The organism is Butyrivibrio sp. FCS014, assembly GCF_000526935.1.
Lineage (GTDB): Bacteria > Bacillota > Clostridia > Lachnospirales > Lachnospiraceae > Butyrivibrio.
In genome coordinates this window covers 907818-926960 of sequence record NZ_JAHA01000019.1, presented here as the reverse complement: position 1 = coordinate 926960, position 19143 = coordinate 907818, and the positions used below count along the sequence as shown (strand labels likewise).

Genomic DNA, 19143 nt, shown 5'->3' with positions numbered 1-19143 from the left:
TGAGGACTAATATGGGAACTTTCGGAGAGTATATAAAAAGTGCATTAGCCAGTATCAGGAACAACAAGGGCAGATCATTTCTGACCATGCTTGGCATTATCATCGGTATTTCAGCGGTGATTACGGTACTTATTATCGGTGATGGCATGAAGGCTACGGTAAACAGTGAGATGGACTCCATCGGAGCCACCACTATTTCAGTATCCCTTGATGATACCAAGACTGATAAGACTTTTACCAGAGAACAGATTGATCAGATTGAGTCAAGCATATCCAGGATCTTCGGAATATCGCCCACTGTCAATGTTTTCGGAAGTGTCAAGGGCAGAAAAGGGTCCTACGACGTTTATGTTTCCGGAGGAAAGCCGGCAGCAGAGAACAGCTCCGGCGTGACCATTGTTCACGGGAGATATTATGGAGACAGTGACGTGGATGATGCCAAGAACGTTCTTGTTATAAGCCAGACCATGTCAAATCTTGTGTTTGGCTACGAGGAGGCGGTTGGAAACACTGTAGAACTCACTGCCAACGATCTTACCCAGGAGTTTACCGTAATCGGAATCAGGGAGGACACACCCATGGATATGGCCTATTCCAGCTTCGGCGATGAAGCCATGGTACTGGCTGAAGGACCATACACCTCAGTATGCGAATCCTTTAACTTTGATGTGGACAACATGATCACCGGGTTCACCATGTACCTTGACAATGAGGACAAGCAGGCCGTTCTTGCCCAGACCAGAGCCGTTGTTGAGAACATCATGGGACTTCGGGGCGAGAACGCAGTGAAGATCTCCTCCGGCGCCGGCTTTGACCAGACCACCAACGCCATCCTGGACATCATCACATCTGTTGTAGCCATCATTGCAGCCATTTCCCTTCTGGTAGGCGGAATCGGCGTTATGAATATCATGACAGTATCCGTAACAGAGAGAACCCGAGAGATCGGCATCAGAAAGTCCCTTGGAGCAAGAACCTCCTCCATACTGACCCAGTTCCTTGCTGAAGCCGCCATTCTCACCTTCGTAGGCGGTATCATCGGAATCATCTTCGGCCTTACAGTATCCTTCATCATCTGCAAGGTCGTAGGCTTCTCCTTTACGGTTAACCCCGCCCTTGTGGCCATCGTAGTAGCCATCTCCACCGCCATAGGTCTTTTCTTCGGCATCTACCCTGCCAAAAGAGCGGCCGACCTCGACCCTATCGAGGCCCTCAGAACCGAGTAACCTTCTTCGCCCGACTGGACGCTTTATGGTATACTATACTGGATAAATTGTTTTTTTGGGGTGAGTTGTGAGAGAAATAATTGACCAGTTACTTCAGGGTAAATATAAATATACGCAGCGGAGTCTTGACTTCTCCACTGCGAGAGTTGAGCTGTCCATTATTCCCGGGGAGTCTGTTGAGGGCTCTTTTACCATCTTCGGACCGGAGAATGATCCCACCTACGGAATTGTTACTTCTACTGAGATAAGGATGAATGTCCTTGCTGAGGAGTTTTCCGGCTCTCCCTATGAGCTTTCTTACAGATTCGACGGGCAGGGGCTTTCCCAGGGGGATGTTATCAAGGGGGATTTCAGGATCATATCCAATCAGGGTGAGTATGTTCTGCCCTTCGTAGTTACCGTGCGTCTGGATCATATTGCATCCAGCCTCGGTGACATCAAGAATCTTTTTCATTTTGCAAATCTGGCAAAGTCTGACTGGAATGAGGCGGTAAACCTCTTTTATTCCCGTGAGTTCATTTCAATATTCAGGGGCAACGATGCCCAGTACGAGAGCCTTTACAGGGGACTGTCCACCAATCCCGACAACATCCAGAACGTAGAGGAATTTCTTATTTCCATCAACAAGAAGCAGCCGGTTCAATATGTGGCAGAGCCCGGGGAGCTTCTGATCGACTTTAACGGACTTACCCACGATCACGGAATCATCATAACAAGAAACGGCTGGGGCTACACGAGCCTTAGTACCGAGGTTGACGGAGACTTCATAACCCTCGACAGAACAGAGCTTACAGAGGATGACTTCTCCGGAAGCTCCTGCAGGATAAAGCTCAGGATCTGCCCGGAGAATCTTCACGAGGGCAGGAACTACGGCAAGATCATTCTTCATAACTTCTTTGTGACCCTGGAGATTCCTGTTACGGTGGTTGTGGAGCTTTCCGGAAGACATCTTACATCCGATTATCAGGAAAAGAAAAAGCTTCTGGTGGACCTTGTCAGGATATATGAGAATTTCAGCTGCAAGAAGATAAAGTCCAGGGAGTGGCTCTCCGAGACCGGCAAGATCATCACCAAGATGAATGCCATAGACGACAAGGACTTAGAGACAAGGCTTTACACCGCCCATTACTACATCACTGCGGGACGCGTGAACGAGGGCAAGTGGATACTGGACCAGGCCGCAAGAGAAGTAGAAGAGGCACCGGGAGACACCCTGTACAGCTATTATCTGTATCTTTCCACCCTCTGCAGCAGGGAGGATGCATTTATCAATGATATCTCCGAGAGGCTTGAGGGAATCTTCAGAAGAAATCATGACAATTGGCGTATTGCCTGGCTTCTCCTCTATATAGCCGAGGAGTACAGCGCCAGCACTCCCAGAAAGTGGATGGTTCTGGAGGAGCAGTTTTCCTTTGGCTGCAGAAGCCCGATCCTGTATCTTGAGTCCATGAACCTTCTTAATGACTCGCCTTCGATCCTCACAAGGCTTGATGAGTACGAGCTCTATGTGCTTGAGTACGGAGCAAAGAGGAAGATCATCAGCCTGAATCTTATAGACCAGATAGTGTACCTGTCTCTCAGAGTAAGGAACTTTGATAACAGGCTCTTCAGGATCCTCAAGGCCTGCTACGAGATTAGAGTCAGCGATGAGGTCCTTGAGGCCATAGTTTCGCTGCTTATTAAGGGCGGCAAGACAGACAGATACGCCTTTGAGTGGTATGAGAAGGGCGTAGACAGGCAGCTTCGCATAACAAGGCTCTACGAGTACTACATGATGTCCATCTACACCGATGAGAACGGCCTTCTTCCCTGCGAGATCAGCAGGATGGTCCTTATGTATTTCTCCTACCAGAGCGACTTAGAATACGACAAGAACGCCATTCTCTACAGATATGTTCACGAGAACAGGGAGGAATACCCGGAGCTCTACGAGTCATACCTTCCTCAGATAGAGAAGTATCTTCTGGCTCAGCTCGATAAGGGCAGGATCAACAAAGATCTGGCCTACCTTTACAAAAACATGCTTACAAGGCAGATGGTGGATGCCACCAATGCATCCAAGGTTCTTAGCATTCTCTTTACCTCGGAGATAATGACCGATGATAAGCGCATCAGCGGTGTCGTGGTGGTTTACGACAAGCTGGAGCGGGAAATGAAATACTCAATGTCGGATGGCTGCGCCTACGTGCCTCTGTACGGCAGTGATTATGCTGTGCTCCTTACGGACCGCGATGACAACAGATACGGGGTTTCCGTGCCACACACCAATACCAAGATGATGCTTCCCGGGAAGCTTGCTGCATTTACGATCCCCTACATCCAGAAGGGTCGTGAGAACCTTGATCTTTTCCTGTGCGACCTTGGCAAAAACGCCTATACCATCGACATGGATAACGTTAGCAGATACAGAGATCTTGCGGAATCCGAGTTTGTAAGAAAGAGCAGCAGAAACGAGATCCGCAGCAATCTCATCAGGTTCTATTACGACAATGACTTTACAAGGCAGCTCACGGAATACCTTATGGAGATGGACCTTGGGGAGCTGGGAACCGGCGCAAGGAATGAGATCCTGGAGATCATGGTATTGTCGGGGCTGTACGACAAGGCTCTTGAGTGGATCACTCTCTTTGGCACCTACGGCATTGACCCGAGAATAATTCTTCGCCTTTGCGTAAGACTTCTTGACCGGGGCCTTCTTGATGCCTCAGAAAAAGAGCTGAATATAGCCCACAGCGCCTTTAAGAGCGGCAAGTATGACGAGCAGCTACTTGCCTATTTGGTGGAGAACTTCAGGGGAACCATCAAGGAGATGAGGGATATCTGGAGAGCAGCGGAGTCCTTTGGCATTGATACGTACGGACTTGGCGAGAGAATGCTGGTTCAGATGCTCTACAGCGGAGCTTATATCGGAGAGAAGATCGAGGTCTTCAAGTCCTATGTTCAAAGCGGCTCCAACTCTGACATAGAGATGGCTTTCCTTGCCCAGAGTGCCTATGACAGCTTTGTGAAGAACAAGGTTACGGACAGATATGTTTTTGAGCGCATCGAGAAGATGGCTCTCGATAATATGCCTATACAGGAGATCTGCAAGCTGGCATATCTTAGATATTATGCAGGGGAGAGCAGCTCTGAGGAGGAGATCAACGAGAAGGTGGCGGCTCTTTTCCTGAAGGAACTGCTTTCAAGAAATATAGTATTCCCCTTCTATCAGGAGTATCAGGATATACTGCCGGATATGGTCCAGTTCATCGACAAGACCATGCTGGAGTACAAGACAACTCCCGGGGCCAGGTGCGTTGTTCATTACAGGCTGGCCAATGATGCCGGCAATGAATATCATGTAAGGCAGATGCAGGAGATGTACGATGGCATCTATGTGACTGAATTTGTGCTGTTCTTCGGCGAGCAGATGCAGTACTACATCACCGAGGAGGGCAATGACGAGGGCACTCATACCGAGAGCGGTACCATTCAAAAGAGTGATATCGTCAAGGAGCATCTCACAGGGCGCTTTTCTATGATCAACGACATCATGATCGGCGAGACCCTGCAGGATTACGGCACCGTGGACAACCTTATGTCTGAGTATTACAAGAGGAGATTTATCAGCGATAAACTCTTTTATCCTATAGAAGATGAGGAAGCGGAAGGATAATAAAGGATGCTTTTTGGAAATTCTGAAGAAAAGCGGTTTGTACTGGGGTATGATCTGGGAGAGAAGGTTTCCCAGATAAGTTACCTGGCCTCCGATGCGGATATGCCGGAGACTTTGTCGGTACTGGCCGGTTCCGAACTTTATAATATTCCCACGATCCTTTGCAAAAGACGTGATGTGAACCAGTGGTTCTACGGCAAGGAAGCCGTAAGGCACATCGAGGAAGGGGACGGCATCGCTGTGGACAATCTGATCGCAGCGGCCAAGAACGGCAAACCCGTTATGGTTGGGGAGTCTGAGTACGACCCCATCGCTCTTCTTACTCTTTTTGTTAAGAGAAGTCTTTCACTTTTGTCTATGGAGCTGTCCATGGACAACGTGGATGCCATCATGTTTACCACAAAATCACTGGATCACAGGATGGTGCAGGTGCTCAATGCGGTGACCACAGCTCTGGAGCTCAAGACCCGGAATGTCTTTTACCAGAGCCACGAGGAGAGCTTCTACAATTACATGCTCTATCAGCCCGACGAGCTGACAAGGCATGCGGTGCTGGCCTGTGATTATGATCTTGAGACGCTGTTGGTTTACGAGATGAGCCTCAACTACAGGACCAAACCCGTGGTTGCCACCATTGATGTGAACAGCTTTGATGACCTTAAGATCGGGCCGGAAGGCTTCCCTAAGGAGGCGGCTCTTTTCCATAAGACCTGCGACAGGCTGGATGACGAGTTTCTGACCATTATGCAGAAGGTATGCGGGGACAAGGTGATATCTACCGTGTTCCTTTTGGGAGACGGGTTCCACGAGAAGTGGACCAAGAGATCCCTGGAGTTTTTGTGCAGGACAAGGCGTGTGTTCCAGGGCAACAACCTCTTTAGCAAGGGGGCCAGCATTGCCGCAAGAGAGAGGATACGCCCCAGCGCAAATACAGGGAAATTCGTGTTCCTGGGAGAGGACAAGCTTAAGTCAAATCTTGGCATGAAGCTCCTTAAGTGCGGCACGGAAGTGTACTATGCGCTGCTGGATGCGGGAGTAAACTGGTATGAGGCCCAGACGAGCCTTGATATCATTATGGATCCCAGCGGCATTCTCAACATCGAGGTGACGCCCCTTACCGGCAAGATGCCAAGGGTTGTGCAGTTTTATCTGGACGGGCTTGAAAAGAGGCCTCAGGGTACCACAAGGCTTCGGATAAACATGGACATGAGCAGCGTAAGCGACGTCAATATCAAGGTCACGGACCTTGGATTCGGAGAGCTGTTCCCGGCAACCGGCAAGGTATGGGAGCAGACCATAGAACTGTAACTATTGTGATGAATGGAGATACCTATGAGCAAACCTATCCTTTGCATAGGAAGTTATGCCAAAACACCATATCATATTGAGAAGATCGGCAGAAACGTTTACTGCATAGAGGAGTTGTGCTACTGCATCGTCAGGAATGCGTTTCTTCTGGATGAGGAGAGCTTTGACAGGGATCTTTTTGACTGGATAGAGTATGAGTGCTCTCTTGCGAAGCTTGCGGATGAGCTTAGAAGCATGGCTGCCAAGAGATGCTCCATGGCTTCCCTGGCAGGAACGATCCTTGATTATGTTGGCTACAACACCAGAAGGGAAGTTGACAGGACAGAGGAAATCCTTCGTGAGAACGCCGGCATGGACATCTACAGGAAGAAGCTGGCCAGGGCGGATTTCCTTATGAAGAACGGCAGATACAACATGGCTTTCAAAGAATATGAGTTCCTTCTGGCCAACACTCCCGACATAGACAGGCAGCTTCGGGGCAGGATCGAGCACAACGAGGGCGTTATGTACGCAAGGCTGTTCCTGTTCGGAAAGGCAGCTGACATGTTCCTTAAGGCATATGAGGACTGGGGCAGAAAAGAATCCTATCTCCAGTATCTGTCAGCAGTGAGGATGAACCTGTCCAATAAGGAATATATCTCTTTTATCGCTGACAATGATGATGCCTACGAGGCGTCAATGGAAATAGAAAAGAGAATGAATGAGGCTGAGCAGCTCTATGCTGCCAGTGATGATAATCACGCTATCGGAACATTGTCCGTTATCAAAGCCGAGGGTAAGATGCACGAGTATTACGATCAGATCGGGCAGATGACGGAGGAGCTTAAGGCGGAGTACAGGGAACTTGTAAAGGACAAGAAGTGATATGGGACTATTTGATGTCTTTACCGGCAAATCTAAGGAAGAGGACTGGGCGAAGCAGGCAGAGCTTCAGAACTGGAATGACATTGTCTATACCAGGAAGGCTCTTGATATGGACGACCCGGTCCAGAGAAGAGAGTACATAAACAGCTGTCTGCAGCAGATGCAGGAGGCCTCAAGAGAGCTGGATGCTCTGGAGCTTGAGTACAACGATGTCACCAGTCACTTAAGGGACATGGAGGAGATCGATGCACTGCCCCCTGAGCAGAGAGCTGAGATCAACGACTGTGCCATGAAGATCCTGGAGTCCCAGGAGCAGCAGGAGAAGTTCGCCCGCCGCAAGAGCCGGATGACCGATGAGGAATTCGAGCATATGGACAGGCTTCAGTCCGCTGCAAGGGAAGGGGCCAAGAAGCTCCATGAAGCCGAGGAGTATCAGAAGAAGATAAGGAACGACCTAAAGCGTCTTGACGGTGAGCATGAGGCCTATCTATACCGCGAGGAGGAGCTTCACAGCACCATCGAGAACACCAAAAGACTTATGATCGCCATTTCCGTATCACTGGTGGTGATAATAATATTTCTTTTGTTCCTGCAGTACGGACTTTCCCTTAACGTTATCTACGGCTATATGATCACGATCCTTCTGGCTGCGGTGGGGATTACCGTTCTGTATTTCCACAACACCAACGCGGTTGTGGAGCTTAAGAGTGTTGGCAAGTCCATTTCGAGACTTATAATGCTCCAGAATTCAGTGAAGATCAGGTATGTCAACAATACCAACCTTATAGATTATCTGTGCCTTAAATACAGGGTCAACAGTTCAAAAGAGCTGTCGGACCTCTACGACAGGTATCTCAAGGAAAGGGAGGAACGTGAGAAATTCGAGGATGCCAGGAAACTTCTTGATACCAATGAGAAAGATCTGGTATACATGCTTCGCCACTTCCGTGTAAGAGACCCCGAGATCTGGATCCATCAGGCCGAAGCCCTTGTAAACCACAACGAAGAGGTTGAGATAAGGCACAGCCTCAACGTCCAGCGCCAGTCTCTTAGAAAGAGAATGGAATACAACCGTGATGTGGTGGCCGGCAATGCCAAGATGGAGATCGAGGACATGGCCCGCCAGTATCCCAAATACACCCAGGAGATCCTGGATATGGTATCTCGCTATGAGGAGCAGTATCCTGAAGCTTAAGTCGTCGGAGGCGTTTGCCTCCGACTTTTTTTGTTTTCCGGCGGCTTGCCTTTGCCCTTTTTAATCCGCCGCAGGCGCCTGTTTCCCACCGCTTCTAAACAAACAATAACATAATTAAATTTATCTAAAATGCGTTGAATAGTACACGTTGTAATAATACAATTACTCTAGGATTACTATGGGTACAGGAGGCGGGTCCGTTTGATCAGAACAGCTTTTGTTATTATATTTGCTCTGCTGATCGTCACATTACTTATATGTGGCTTTGTTTCCGTGCGCTCGGACAAGCCCATCGGAAAACAGGTGCATTTTTTCTGCCTGTCTCTTATTCCTCCGGTTCTTGGAAACATGATAATCATCGGTGCAACCACAAGAAGCGCTGCTCTTGTGGGCTGCTATATCTATTACATAGGCATGGATCTTATCATGTACACTCTTATTAATTTTACCAATGAGTACTGTCGTATAAAGAGTGAGCATGGAAAAGGCAGGGAGAGTGTGCCCTCCTGGATGAAATACATACTTCTTGTTGATATTGTTCAGATGCTTCTCAACATCTTCACGGGCCATGCTTTTTCTCTTCAGGAGATAGAAGCCTATGGAAAGCCCTACTTTATCATAAATCCCCTGCTGGGCCAGACCTTCCACAGAATTGTGTGTTACGGCGTTATGCTGATAGTACTGATCGTCTTTGTTGCAAGGACAATAAAGGCCCACAGACTATACAAAGAGCGCTATATTGTTATCCTTTTGAGCATGATACTGGGGACAATGTGGCAGACCTTCTACATTTTCTCAAGAACTCCCATCGACAGATCAATGGTGGGATTTGCGGTAGTGGGAATCCTGATCTTCTATTTTTCCATCTACTACAGGCCCCTTCGACTTCTTGATAAAATGCTGGCTGATATTGTGTCCGATACAAGGGTTGCGGTGTTCCTGTACGGTCCGGAAGGCAGATGTATTTGGGTGAACCATCCGGCAAAAGAACTGACGAAGACCCGGGGAGAAGACTATGAGAGTATGTCTCATGCCTTAATGCAGCTCTTCGGCCCGGTAAATAATCTTCCTGAAAGTGTTGAGACGGAATTTACAAATGGACCTTTGGGAAATGTCAGGCACTATCTGGTAGCCAGAGGATATTTCCGCGACGATCTGGACAGAAAACTTGGTACCTATATCCGTGTCAGAGACATAACCGAGGAAAAGAACCGTATAGAAAATGAACTGTTTGCAACAAACCATGATGCGGTTACAGGCCTCTATAACAAGGAATATACATTCAAGAAGATATCCGATCAGCTGCAGAAGCAAGCTCTTAAGGATTACTATGTTGCGGTGATCAATATCTTTGACTTTAAGATGTTCAATGATGTCTACGGAAGAGCCTTTGGTGATGCGGCGCTTATACAGGTTGCCGACTGGCTTAGAAAATATTCGGACGATAAATGTATATATGGCCGTCTTTCCGGCGATACCTTCGGTTCATGCCTTCCAAAGAATATGTTCTTCCAGGATATTGTGGAAGAAGACCTCTCGAAGTTTACAGTTAAGCTGGGAGATACTGAGCAGCATCTGATGATCCACATCGGCTTCTGTGAAATAGAAGATGATGACACGGATGTGGATGTTTTGTATGACAGGGCTGTTTTGGCACTTGATTCCATAAGAGATAACTACAAGAAGCATGTGGCGTTCTTTGATAAGAGCATCAGGGATAAAATGATATGGAAGCAGGAGCTCTCCTCGCAGCTGGGAATAGCCATCGAACAGGACCAGGTGGTTCCTTATCTGCAACCTATAGTAGACAAAAGCGGACGTATTGTGGGGGCTGAGGCTCTGGCAAGGTGGATCCATCCTGAACACGGATTTATGTCCCCTGCTGATTTCATACCGCTGTTTGAAGAGAACGGAATGATCGTGGATCTTGATAAGCATATATGGAAGTCAGCCTGCAGGATACTTTCGGATTGGGAAAAGAAATATCCGAATCTGTTTATTTCTGTGAACGTATCCCCAAAAGATTTTTATGTTACTGACGTTCTCTCAGATATAACCGGAATGGTAGCTGAGTATTCCATTGATCCTAACAGACTCAGGATTGAAGTCACCGAGAGCAGCATGATGAGAGATACTGACGATAAAATGAAGGTTCTCGAAGACTTCCGCCAAAAGGGCTTCATTGTTGAGATGGACGACTTCGGCAGCGGCTACTCCTCCCTTAACATGTTAAAGGACATGCCGGTTGACGTGCTCAAGATTGACATGAAGTTCCTTGGAAAGGGCAGCGATGAGAAAAGAGCTGACATCGTAGTCAAAAATGTCATAAAACTATCTGAAGATCTGGGAATCATCTCCCTTACAGAGGGCGTTGAGACACTCGAACAGTTTGATACCCTTAATGAGCTGGGGTGTAATCTGTTCCAGGGCTATTATTTCTCAAAGCCTGTTCCTGCAACCGAATTTGAAGCACTTCTTGCAAAACAGTGAGCCATGAAAATGGCCCACTGTTTTTAATTCAGGTGCGCTTTTTGCGCATCTTTTTTACATGTTCTGACAGGCTTTGAACCCTTGAAACGAAAGCCGGATGATGGTATTATTTGTGTGTTTGTACCAAGAGTTGATTGTTGCTATTTTGGGGAGATAGGATGCAGCAGTATATTGAAAGATTGGAACCTTACAAGCACCTGGGAGAGGAGTGCGGAGTCTTCGGAATGTATGACTTTGACGGAGGCAACGTTTCAGACTCCATTTACTATGGGCTGGTATCTTTGCAGCACAGGGGACAGGAGAGCTGCGGTATCGCGGTCAGTGATACCAAAGGCCCTAAAGGTAAGGTATTAAGTCACAAAGATATGGGCCTTGTGAATGAGGCCTTCACACCGGACGAACTTGATAAGCTTAAGGGCGATATCGGGGTCGGACACGTCCGTTATTCCACGGCAGGCAGCAGCACAAGAGAGAATGCCCAGCCGCTGGTTCTTAATTACGTTAAGGGTACTCTTGCGATGGCCCACAACGGTAACCTTGTCAACGCACCGGAGCTTAGACATGAGCTTTCTTATACCGGTGCCATTTTCCAGACTACAATTGATTCGGAAGTGATAGCTTATCACATTGCCAGGGAGAGACTGGTGACACAGTCCGTTGAGGAGGCAGTTGGTAAGGCCATGCAGAGGATAAAGGGCGCTTACAGCCTTGTTATCATGTCTCCGAGAAAGCTTATCGGAGCCAGAGATCCTTACGGATTCAAGCCCCTTGTTATAGGAAGAAGAGAGAACTGCTACGTTTTGGCTTCCGAGACCTGCGCCCTTGATACCATCGGGGCAACCTTTATAAGGGATGTTGAGCCCGGAGAGATAGTTACTATTTCTCCAGATTTTGGTATAAAATCAGATAAAAGCATGTGCCTTAACAAGAGCAAACATGCAAGATGCATATTCGAATACATTTACTTTGCAAGACCTGACAGCACCATAGACGGTGTGAGCGTCTACGATGCCAGGATTGCCGCAGGAAGGTTCCTTGCCATGGATTCTCCTGTGGAGGCAGACATGGTTGTTGGCGTTCCCGAGTCCGGAAACGTAGCAGCCCTTGGCTATGCCCTTGAGTCAGGCATCCCCTACGGACAGGCCTTTGTAAAGAACTCTTATATAGGAAGAACCTTCATCAAGCCCAAACAGAAGAACAGAGAATCCAGCGTTCAGGTCAAGCTCAATGCCTTAAGGAGCGCGGTTGAGGGCAAGAGGATAATAATGATAGATGACTCCATCGTAAGGGGCACCACATCTGACAGAATTGTCAGGATGCTTCGTGATGCAGGAGCCAAAGAGGTCCACATGAGAGTCAGCTCACCGCCGTTTTTGTGGCCATGCTACTTTGGCACGGATGTTCCCGCAAGGGACCAGCTCATTGCCTACAACAGGAACATTGATGACATCTGCAAGATAATCGGTGCGGATTCCCTGGCCTATCTTGGTATCGAAAGGCTCGAGGAGATGGTGGGCGGAAAGCTTGGCATCTGCAAGGGATGCTTTACAGGAACCTACCCGGTTGACCCGCCAAATGAGGATATCAGAGGCGAATACGAGGAATAATAAATCTTTTTTTCACAGGAGGAGTTCACATGTCTACAGACCGCTACAGCAGCCCATTATCGGAGAGATATGCCAGCAGGGAAATGCAATACATCTTTTCCCAGGATATGAAGTTCAGGACCTGGAGGAAACTCTGGATTGCCCTGGCTGAGATTGAGAAGGAGCTGGGCCTTAACATAACCGATGAGCAGATTGAGGAACTGAAGGCTCATCAGGAGGACATCAACTACGAGGTGGCAAGAGCCAGAGAGAAGGAAGTCCGCCACGACGTTATGAGCCACGTATATGCATACGGCCAGCAGTGCCCCAAGGCCAAGGGTATCATTCACCTTGGCGCCACCAGCTGCTACGTTGGCGATAACACGGACATCATCATCATGACCGAGGGCCTTAAGCTGGTCCGCAAAAAACTCATCAATGTCATCAACGAACTGGCTAAGTTTGCAGACAAGTACAAGGATCAGCCTACCCTTGGATTTACACATTTTCAGCCGGCACAGCCTACCACCGTTGGCAAAAGAGCCTGCTTATGGCTTCAGGATTTCACAATAGACTTAGAGGATCTTGATTACGTCCTTGATAACATGAAGCTTCTGGGCTCCAAGGGAACCACAGGAACACAGGCTTCTTTCCTGGAACTCTTCGACGGAGACCTCACAAAGGTAGACAAGCTGGATCCCATGCTTGCAGAGAAGATGGGCTTCAAGGGCTGCATGGCTGTTTCAGGCCAGACCTACAGCCGTAAGATCGACATGAAGGTTATCAATGTTCTTGCAGGCATCTGCTCATCAGCCACAAAGATGGCTCAGGACATCAGACTTCTTCAGCACCTCAAAGAGGTTGAGGAGCCCTTCGAAAAGAGCCAGATCGGATCTTCCGCAATGGCCTACAAGCGCAACCCCATGAGAAGCGAGAGAATCTGCTCTCTTTCAAGATATGTGATCACAGATATGCTCAACCCCGCCATCACAGAGGTTTCCCAGTGGTTCGAGAGAACCCTTGACGATTCAGCCAACAAGAGGCTTTCAATTCCCGAGGGCTTCCTTGCAACAGACGGCGTCCTTGATCTGTGTATAAATGTAGTGGACGGACTTGTGGTTTATCCCAAGGTTATCGAGAAGCACATGCTTGCTGAGCTTCCTTTCATGGCAACAGAGAATATCATGATGGATGCAGTAAAGGCAGGCGGTGACAGACAGGAGCTTCATGAGAGGATAAGAGAGCTCTCCATGGAAGCCGGAAGGACCGTTAAAGTTGAAGGTAAGGACAATAATCTTCTTGAGCTCATCGCAGCAGATCCGGCCTTCCATCTGAGCCTTGAGGAGCTTCAGGCTTCAATGGACCCTAAGAAGTACGTTGGCTGCAGCGCTCACCAGGTTGATAAGTTCCTTTCGGAAGTAGTTAACCCCATCATCGAAGCAAACAAGGAGGATCTTGGTCTTTCAGCCGAGATCAATGTATAAAGTATGAAGATAAAAGACCTGTTTAAGAATAAAGAAGTTACGCTTTCCTTCGAGGTATTCCCGCCCAAGACCGATGACGGCTATGAAGCAGTGGAGAAGGCAGCAGCCAGGATCGCTGAGCTTAAGCCGGACTTTATGAGCGTAACCTACGGCGCCGGCGGCGGAACCAGCAAGAATACAGGTAATATTGCCGCTGACCTTCAGGATAAATACGGTGTTCCTGTGCTTGCCCACCTTACCTGTGTTTCCTCCACCAGGGATCTGGTGAGGGAAGTGGTTAAAAGCTACAGGGAAAAGGGTATCGAGAACATCATGGCCCTTCGTGGAGATATCCCTAAGGAAGGCAGAATTGCTTTTGATTACAACCATGCCACAGAGCTTATCTATGACATCAAGTCACTGGATGAGAGCTTCTGCATCGGCGGAGCCTGCTATCCTGAGGGACATGTGGAGTGTGAGAGACAGTCCGAAGACATTATTCACCTCAAGGAGAAGGTGGATGCGGGATGTGATTTCCTGACAACCCAGATGTTCTTTGATAACTCAACTCTCTATCAGTTCCTCTACAGGATCAGGGAGAAGGGGATTGAAGTTCCCGTGGTTCCCGGAATCATGCCCATCACCAACAAGAGACAGGTGGCAAGAAGCGTTGCTCTTTCAGGATCCACCATACCTCAGAAGATGAAGATCATGGTTGACCGCTTTGCGGATGACCCCGAGAAGCTCAAGGAAGCAGGCATCATCTACGCCAGCGACCAGATCATCGATCTTATATCCAACGGCGTTAGCCACATACACGTGTATTCTATGAACAAACCCGATATTGCGGAAGGCATCATGAGAAACCTTTCCACTATCATCAGGTAAAAGAATTGGAGATTTAAAATGGACGTTAATAACAACATGAACAATCAGCCTCAGAACAGAGAAGATATTTCCGAGGCGGATTTCCTCTATTCCCAGGAAGTTATCGGGAAGCTTTCTTCCTACTTTGACGCAAAGGTTGTGGGACAGCAGCAGCTCAAGTTTTCCCTGATCGGCTCAATCATTGCCGACGGACATATCCTTATTGAGTCTGTTCCCGGTCTTGCAAAGACCACAGCAGCCAAGGCAATCTCTGATGCGGTAGAGGGTAAATTCACAAGGATCCAGTGCACACCGGATCTTTTGCCCGGTGATATCATCGGAACCCAGATCTACAATCAGGCTACAGGAAAGTTTGAGAATATCTTAGGCCCCGTATTTGCCAACTTCGTGCTCCTTGATGAGGTAAACCGTTCCAGCGCCAAGACCCAGTCTGCGATGCTGGAGGCCATGCAGGAGAAGCAGGTTACCATTGGCGGCAAGTCCTATCATATGCCTGAGGACATTTTCATCGTAATTGCCACCCAGAACCCCATCGAGCAGGAGGGAACCTATCCTTTGTCCGAGGCTCAGACTGACAGATTCCTGATAAAAGAGGTGATCACATACCCCACAGCTGCTGAGGAGGTTGAGATCCTTAACAGGGTTGAGACAGGAGCCATTGCCAACGTAGCTCCTCCTGTTCTCACCATCAAGGATGTTGATAAGGTTCAGGATATCGCCGAAAAGGTTTATGTTGATGATGCCATTAAGTGGTACATCTCCAGCATTGTTGTTGCCAGCAGACGGGCTGCCCAGATCCAGGGCCTTGAGCTTGGCAAGTATGTAAGGATCGGTGCCAGCCCCAGAGCTTCCATCGCTTTCCTTAAGATGGCAAAGGCAGTTGCCCTCATTCAGGGCAGAACCTATGTGACTCCCGAGGATGTTAAGCAGGTGAGCCACCAGGTGCTCCGCCACAGGATCGGCCTCAACTATTCAGCGGTTGCGGACAACGTTCCCGTGGAAGCAGTTATCGATGCTATTGTTAATTCAGTGAAGGCACCCTGATGAAAATAGATTACGAATACCTATCCAAGATACGAAGGGCGGTAGCTCTTTATACAAATAAAAAGACCTCCAACATTCTGGACGGTGATTTTCATTCCCTTCACAGAGGCCGAAGCATGGAGTTTGATGACCTCAAGGAATACATGATAGGTGACGATGTCCATGACATAGACTGGAAATCCTCATCGAGAATGGGAACCATCCTGGTCCGCAGATATATGACGGACCGCCGCCACAATGTTATGTTCATATGCGACAGAGGCAGCAAGATGCAGGGAGACACGGCTGCGGCTGAGGCCAAGAAGGAACTTATGCTGATGACCTTCGGAACTTTGGCCTATATAGTCGGCAGGAACGGCGCAGATTATGCCATGGCTTATCCCGGGGAGGGAAGCTCCTACATAAGCTACTTTAAATCCGGAACCGATCATCTTGAGAAGCTGCTTTACGACTACGAGAGTAAGATCACATCCGATGTTGATCATACGATAGTGGATACTTTAACCGAGGTCCTAAATACCGTCAGAAAGAAAATGATCATCTTTCTTCTGACCGATATTGAAGGGCTTTCAATGCTCTCTGAGGGCGTGATCAGAAGCGTTGCGTCAAATCACGATCTTCTTATCATCAACGTGGAGGATGCTTTCCTTACGGGAGACAATGTATTTGACACCGAGCTTTCAAGGTATGAGAGATTCTTTTTGTCTCACAGCAAGGCACTTCACGAGGAGGAGGTAAGGCAGAGAGAAGCCATCATCGGCAATGCCTCCGAGATATGCAAGCGAAACAGAGCGGCTCTTATGACTCTTTCTTCTGAGGAAGATATAATAGGCAGAACAGTGGATCTGCTTGAAAGGTACAGAAATGGTTACTACGGTTGAATTACAGGCCCCCTTTTCATACAGCTGGTGGGTCTATTTGATAGTTGCGGCGATTCTTCTTGCAGCCCTTGCCATCATTATTTATGTGATTGCAAAGCTTATGAAGATATTTAAGGTCAAAAAGGCGGTACCTCCGGTGCCCCGGCATATCAAGATCACTCCCGAGAGACTGGAAAAGCTCAGGATGGCATATATCAGCAAGGTGCATGATATACAGGTGGCCTATTCTGCAGGAAGACTGGACAAAAGAGATGGCTACCAGCGCCTTTCCGCTGAGATAAGAGGCTTTGTTCACGAAGCAACAGGAATCAACGTTGAGAATTACACTATAAAAGAAGTTAAGGCCATGGGCATCAGAAAGCTTGACGAGCTTATGGAAGAGTACTATGTGCCTGAGTTTGCCGAAGACGAGAAGGGCAAGGACAAGGATCTTGTTAAATCCTGTCAGGCGGCAATGGGAGTTATCAAATCATGGAACTGAAGTTAATGTATGAGAAGTTCCTGATCATCAGTATTTTCGTGCTGGTGGCGGGACTGATTGTTCTTTTCTTTATACACAGTAAAAGAACCGGCGTATATACCAGGGGTACCAAGGCAGCCAATACTTCGAGAATCAAGAATTCTCCGTTGTATCGCTCCCTTGCCATTAGATACCGCATCTTGTCAGCCCTGATGCTGGCAGGAATCATTGGCAGTGTTGTGGCGGGTCTTTTCCTGATAGCAAGACCCTACAGAACCGACGATACTGTCAGCGGAGTCAAGAAAAGAGATATCATCCTCTGCCTTGATGTTTCCTATTCCCTGTACGATCTGAATTCAGAGATAACGGATTATCTTAAGGGTGTTGTGGCAGGCCTTGAGGGAGACAGGTTCGGAATAAGCATTTTCAATACTTCTTCCGTCACCTACGTTCCCCTGACTGACGACTACGACTATGTCATTGACAGACTTGATGAACTCAACGAGTACTTCAAGATGCAGAAGGAGTACTACGAGGACTATTTTCTTGTGTATGATGACTTAAGATATGTTCCGGATGATAAGTCGGAGAGGCTCAAGGAGCTGAACGAGAGACTGGACTATTTCGAGGCGGGAACCCTTTATGACAACTGGTACAGAGGATCCTCCCTCATTGGAGAGGGCCTTGGCACCGCCTTATACTCTTTTCCCTATCTTGGTAATTCCGAGAGGACGAGAGTTATCATCATGAGCACCGACAATGAGCTCAATGCCTACGGAAGAGAGGTCATCAACCTTCAGGAGGCGGCAGATTACTGCAAGAAGAACAAGGTTACCGTGTTCGGTATCTTCCCTTCAGAGGAGAAGTTCTATCAGCCTGAAGAGTACAGCTATTCATCATGTCTTAACGGCTTTAAGACTGCGGTGGAGACCACAGGAGGCAAGTTCTACGTAAGGACAGCCAACCTTCCCGTTTCCTCCATTGTTCAGGATATCCAGAAGCAGGAGGCTATGCTGGTCAAGGTTGTTATGACCAGGCAGACCGTGGACCTTCCGGAGATTCCGTATATTATTTTGATTATTTGTCTTGCACTGGCTTGCACGACAGGATTGGTGTTACAGAAATGAAGTTTCAACCTATTTTACCCATGGGAGCGCTGGTGGCGGGCTTTTTACTGCTATTTGTCCTCACCGCATTTCTCATTATCAACAATAAGGCTCACAGGGCTGACAAGATCGGCACTCTGGTACGGCTGTCACTGATATATGCTCTGGCGTTTCTGGTGGGGGCAAGACCCTGCATTGTGGAGAGCCAGTATGAGTTTGCCACCAAGAATCTGGATGTGCTTTTTGTCGTCGACAATACCATCAGTATGTGGGCTATGGATTACAATGGCTCCAAGACACGAATGAGCGGAGTTACATCTGATGTGAATTACATTCTCGATGAGCTGGCCGGAAGCAACTTCGGTCTTGTTACCTTTGATGACAGCGCACATGTGCTGGCGCCCTTTACCCAGGATCTTGAGTATATAAGGGACCTTATGGATACCTTTGACATGCCCGACAGCTACTACGCCAAGGGAAGCGATCTGTCCATCCCCTATCAGGACATCGAAGCTCTTCTTCTTTCATCCCAGAAAAAGGAGAACAGAAAGACAATCGTCTTCTATATAAGTGACGGCGAGATCACCAACGGCAGAAAGCTCAAGGATTATTCTGACCTTGCACAGTATATAGATTCCGGAGTGGTAATGGGCTACGGAACTGCGACCGGCGGCAAGATGAAAGAGCGTTACGGCAACGTCTATGATTACAAGACTCATGGCGATGCCATTTCCCGTATTGATGAGAATAATCTTAAGACCATCGCAGAGCAGCTTGGCCTTGAATATGAGAACATGAACAACGGAAAAGAGGCCCTTAAAGGCCGCATCCAGATCATCAAGGAGTCCAGTAAGACCGTGATAGAAAGCGGCCAGGGAGCGGAGATCACTAAAGACCTCTATTACTTCTTTGCAATGCCGCTGGTTCTCATGATACTTATCGAGCTGTTCATAATAGCCAGAAGAGGGAGGTTATAA

At 48.0% G+C, this 19143-nt stretch carries 14 protein-coding genes; all 14 read left to right on the top strand.

What is annotated here, in order from left to right; all coding sequences use genetic code 11:
- Positions 1–11 precede the first annotated feature (11 nt).
- Positions 12–1226: an ABC transporter permease gene (locus T456_RS0116905; protein ID WP_024867189.1), complete on the top strand. Its 1215-nt coding sequence runs from the start codon at positions 12–14 to the stop codon at positions 1224–1226.
- Positions 1227–1293: 67 nt separating this feature from the next.
- Positions 1294–4881: a DUF5717 family protein gene (locus T456_RS0116900; RefSeq protein ID WP_024867188.1), complete on the top strand. Its 3588-nt coding sequence runs from the start codon at positions 1294–1296 to the stop codon at positions 4879–4881.
- A 6-nt stretch (positions 4882–4887) separates the two neighbouring features.
- Positions 4888–6189, top strand: coding sequence for a DUF5716 family protein (locus T456_RS0116895; protein WP_024867187.1), 1302 nt, complete (start codon positions 4888–4890; stop codon positions 6187–6189).
- 24 nt (positions 6190–6213) lie between these two features.
- Positions 6214–7053, top strand: coding sequence for a hypothetical protein (locus tag T456_RS21660; protein WP_024867186.1), 840 nt, complete (start codon positions 6214–6216; stop codon positions 7051–7053).
- Position 7054: 1 nt separating this feature from the next.
- On the top strand, positions 7055–8248 hold the full coding sequence (locus T456_RS0116885; protein ID WP_024867185.1) for a hypothetical protein: 1194 nt from the start codon (positions 7055–7057) through the stop codon (positions 8246–8248).
- 201 nt (positions 8249–8449) lie between these two features.
- Positions 8450–10738, top strand: coding sequence for a putative bifunctional diguanylate cyclase/phosphodiesterase (locus T456_RS0116880; RefSeq protein WP_024867184.1), 2289 nt, complete (start codon positions 8450–8452; stop codon positions 10736–10738).
- A gap of 158 nt (positions 10739–10896) precedes the next feature.
- Complete coding sequence (purF, locus tag T456_RS0116875; protein ID WP_024867183.1) at positions 10897–12345, top strand: amidophosphoribosyltransferase; 1449 nt, start codon at positions 10897–10899, stop codon at positions 12343–12345.
- Between the two features lie 29 nt (positions 12346–12374).
- The gene (gene purB, locus T456_RS0116870) at positions 12375–13808 is read left to right on the top strand and encodes an adenylosuccinate lyase (protein ID WP_024867182.1); all 1434 of its coding nucleotides are present in this window, start codon (positions 12375–12377) and stop codon (positions 13806–13808) included.
- Between the two features lie 3 nt (positions 13809–13811).
- Complete coding sequence (metF, locus tag T456_RS0116865) at positions 13812–14675, top strand: methylenetetrahydrofolate reductase [NAD(P)H] (RefSeq protein ID WP_024867181.1); 864 nt, start codon at positions 13812–13814, stop codon at positions 14673–14675.
- An 18-nt stretch (positions 14676–14693) separates the two neighbouring features.
- The gene (locus T456_RS0116860) at positions 14694–15719 is read left to right on the top strand and encodes an AAA family ATPase (RefSeq protein WP_024867180.1); all 1026 of its coding nucleotides are present in this window, start codon (positions 14694–14696) and stop codon (positions 15717–15719) included.
- Positions 15719–16600 carry a DUF58 domain-containing protein gene (locus T456_RS0116855; protein WP_024867179.1) on the top strand — a complete coding sequence of 294 codons (882 nt, stop codon included), beginning with the start codon at positions 15719–15721 and terminating at the stop codon, positions 16598–16600. Before T456_RS0116860 ends, T456_RS0116855 begins: the two co-directional genes overlap by 1 nt.
- Positions 16584–17081: a hypothetical protein gene (locus T456_RS0116850; protein ID WP_035802278.1), complete on the top strand. Its 498-nt coding sequence runs from the start codon at positions 16584–16586 to the stop codon at positions 17079–17081. The genes T456_RS0116855 and T456_RS0116850 overlap by 17 nt, the downstream gene beginning before the upstream one ends.
- Positions 17072–18187, top strand: coding sequence for a hypothetical protein (locus tag T456_RS0116845; RefSeq protein WP_024867177.1), 1116 nt, complete (start codon positions 17072–17074; stop codon positions 18185–18187). The genes T456_RS0116850 and T456_RS0116845 overlap by 10 nt, the downstream gene beginning before the upstream one ends.
- Entirely contained in the window at positions 18184–19143 is a 960-nt protein-coding gene (locus T456_RS20555) for a vWA domain-containing protein (RefSeq protein WP_081749136.1), read from the top strand. The genes T456_RS0116845 and T456_RS20555 overlap by 4 nt, the downstream gene beginning before the upstream one ends.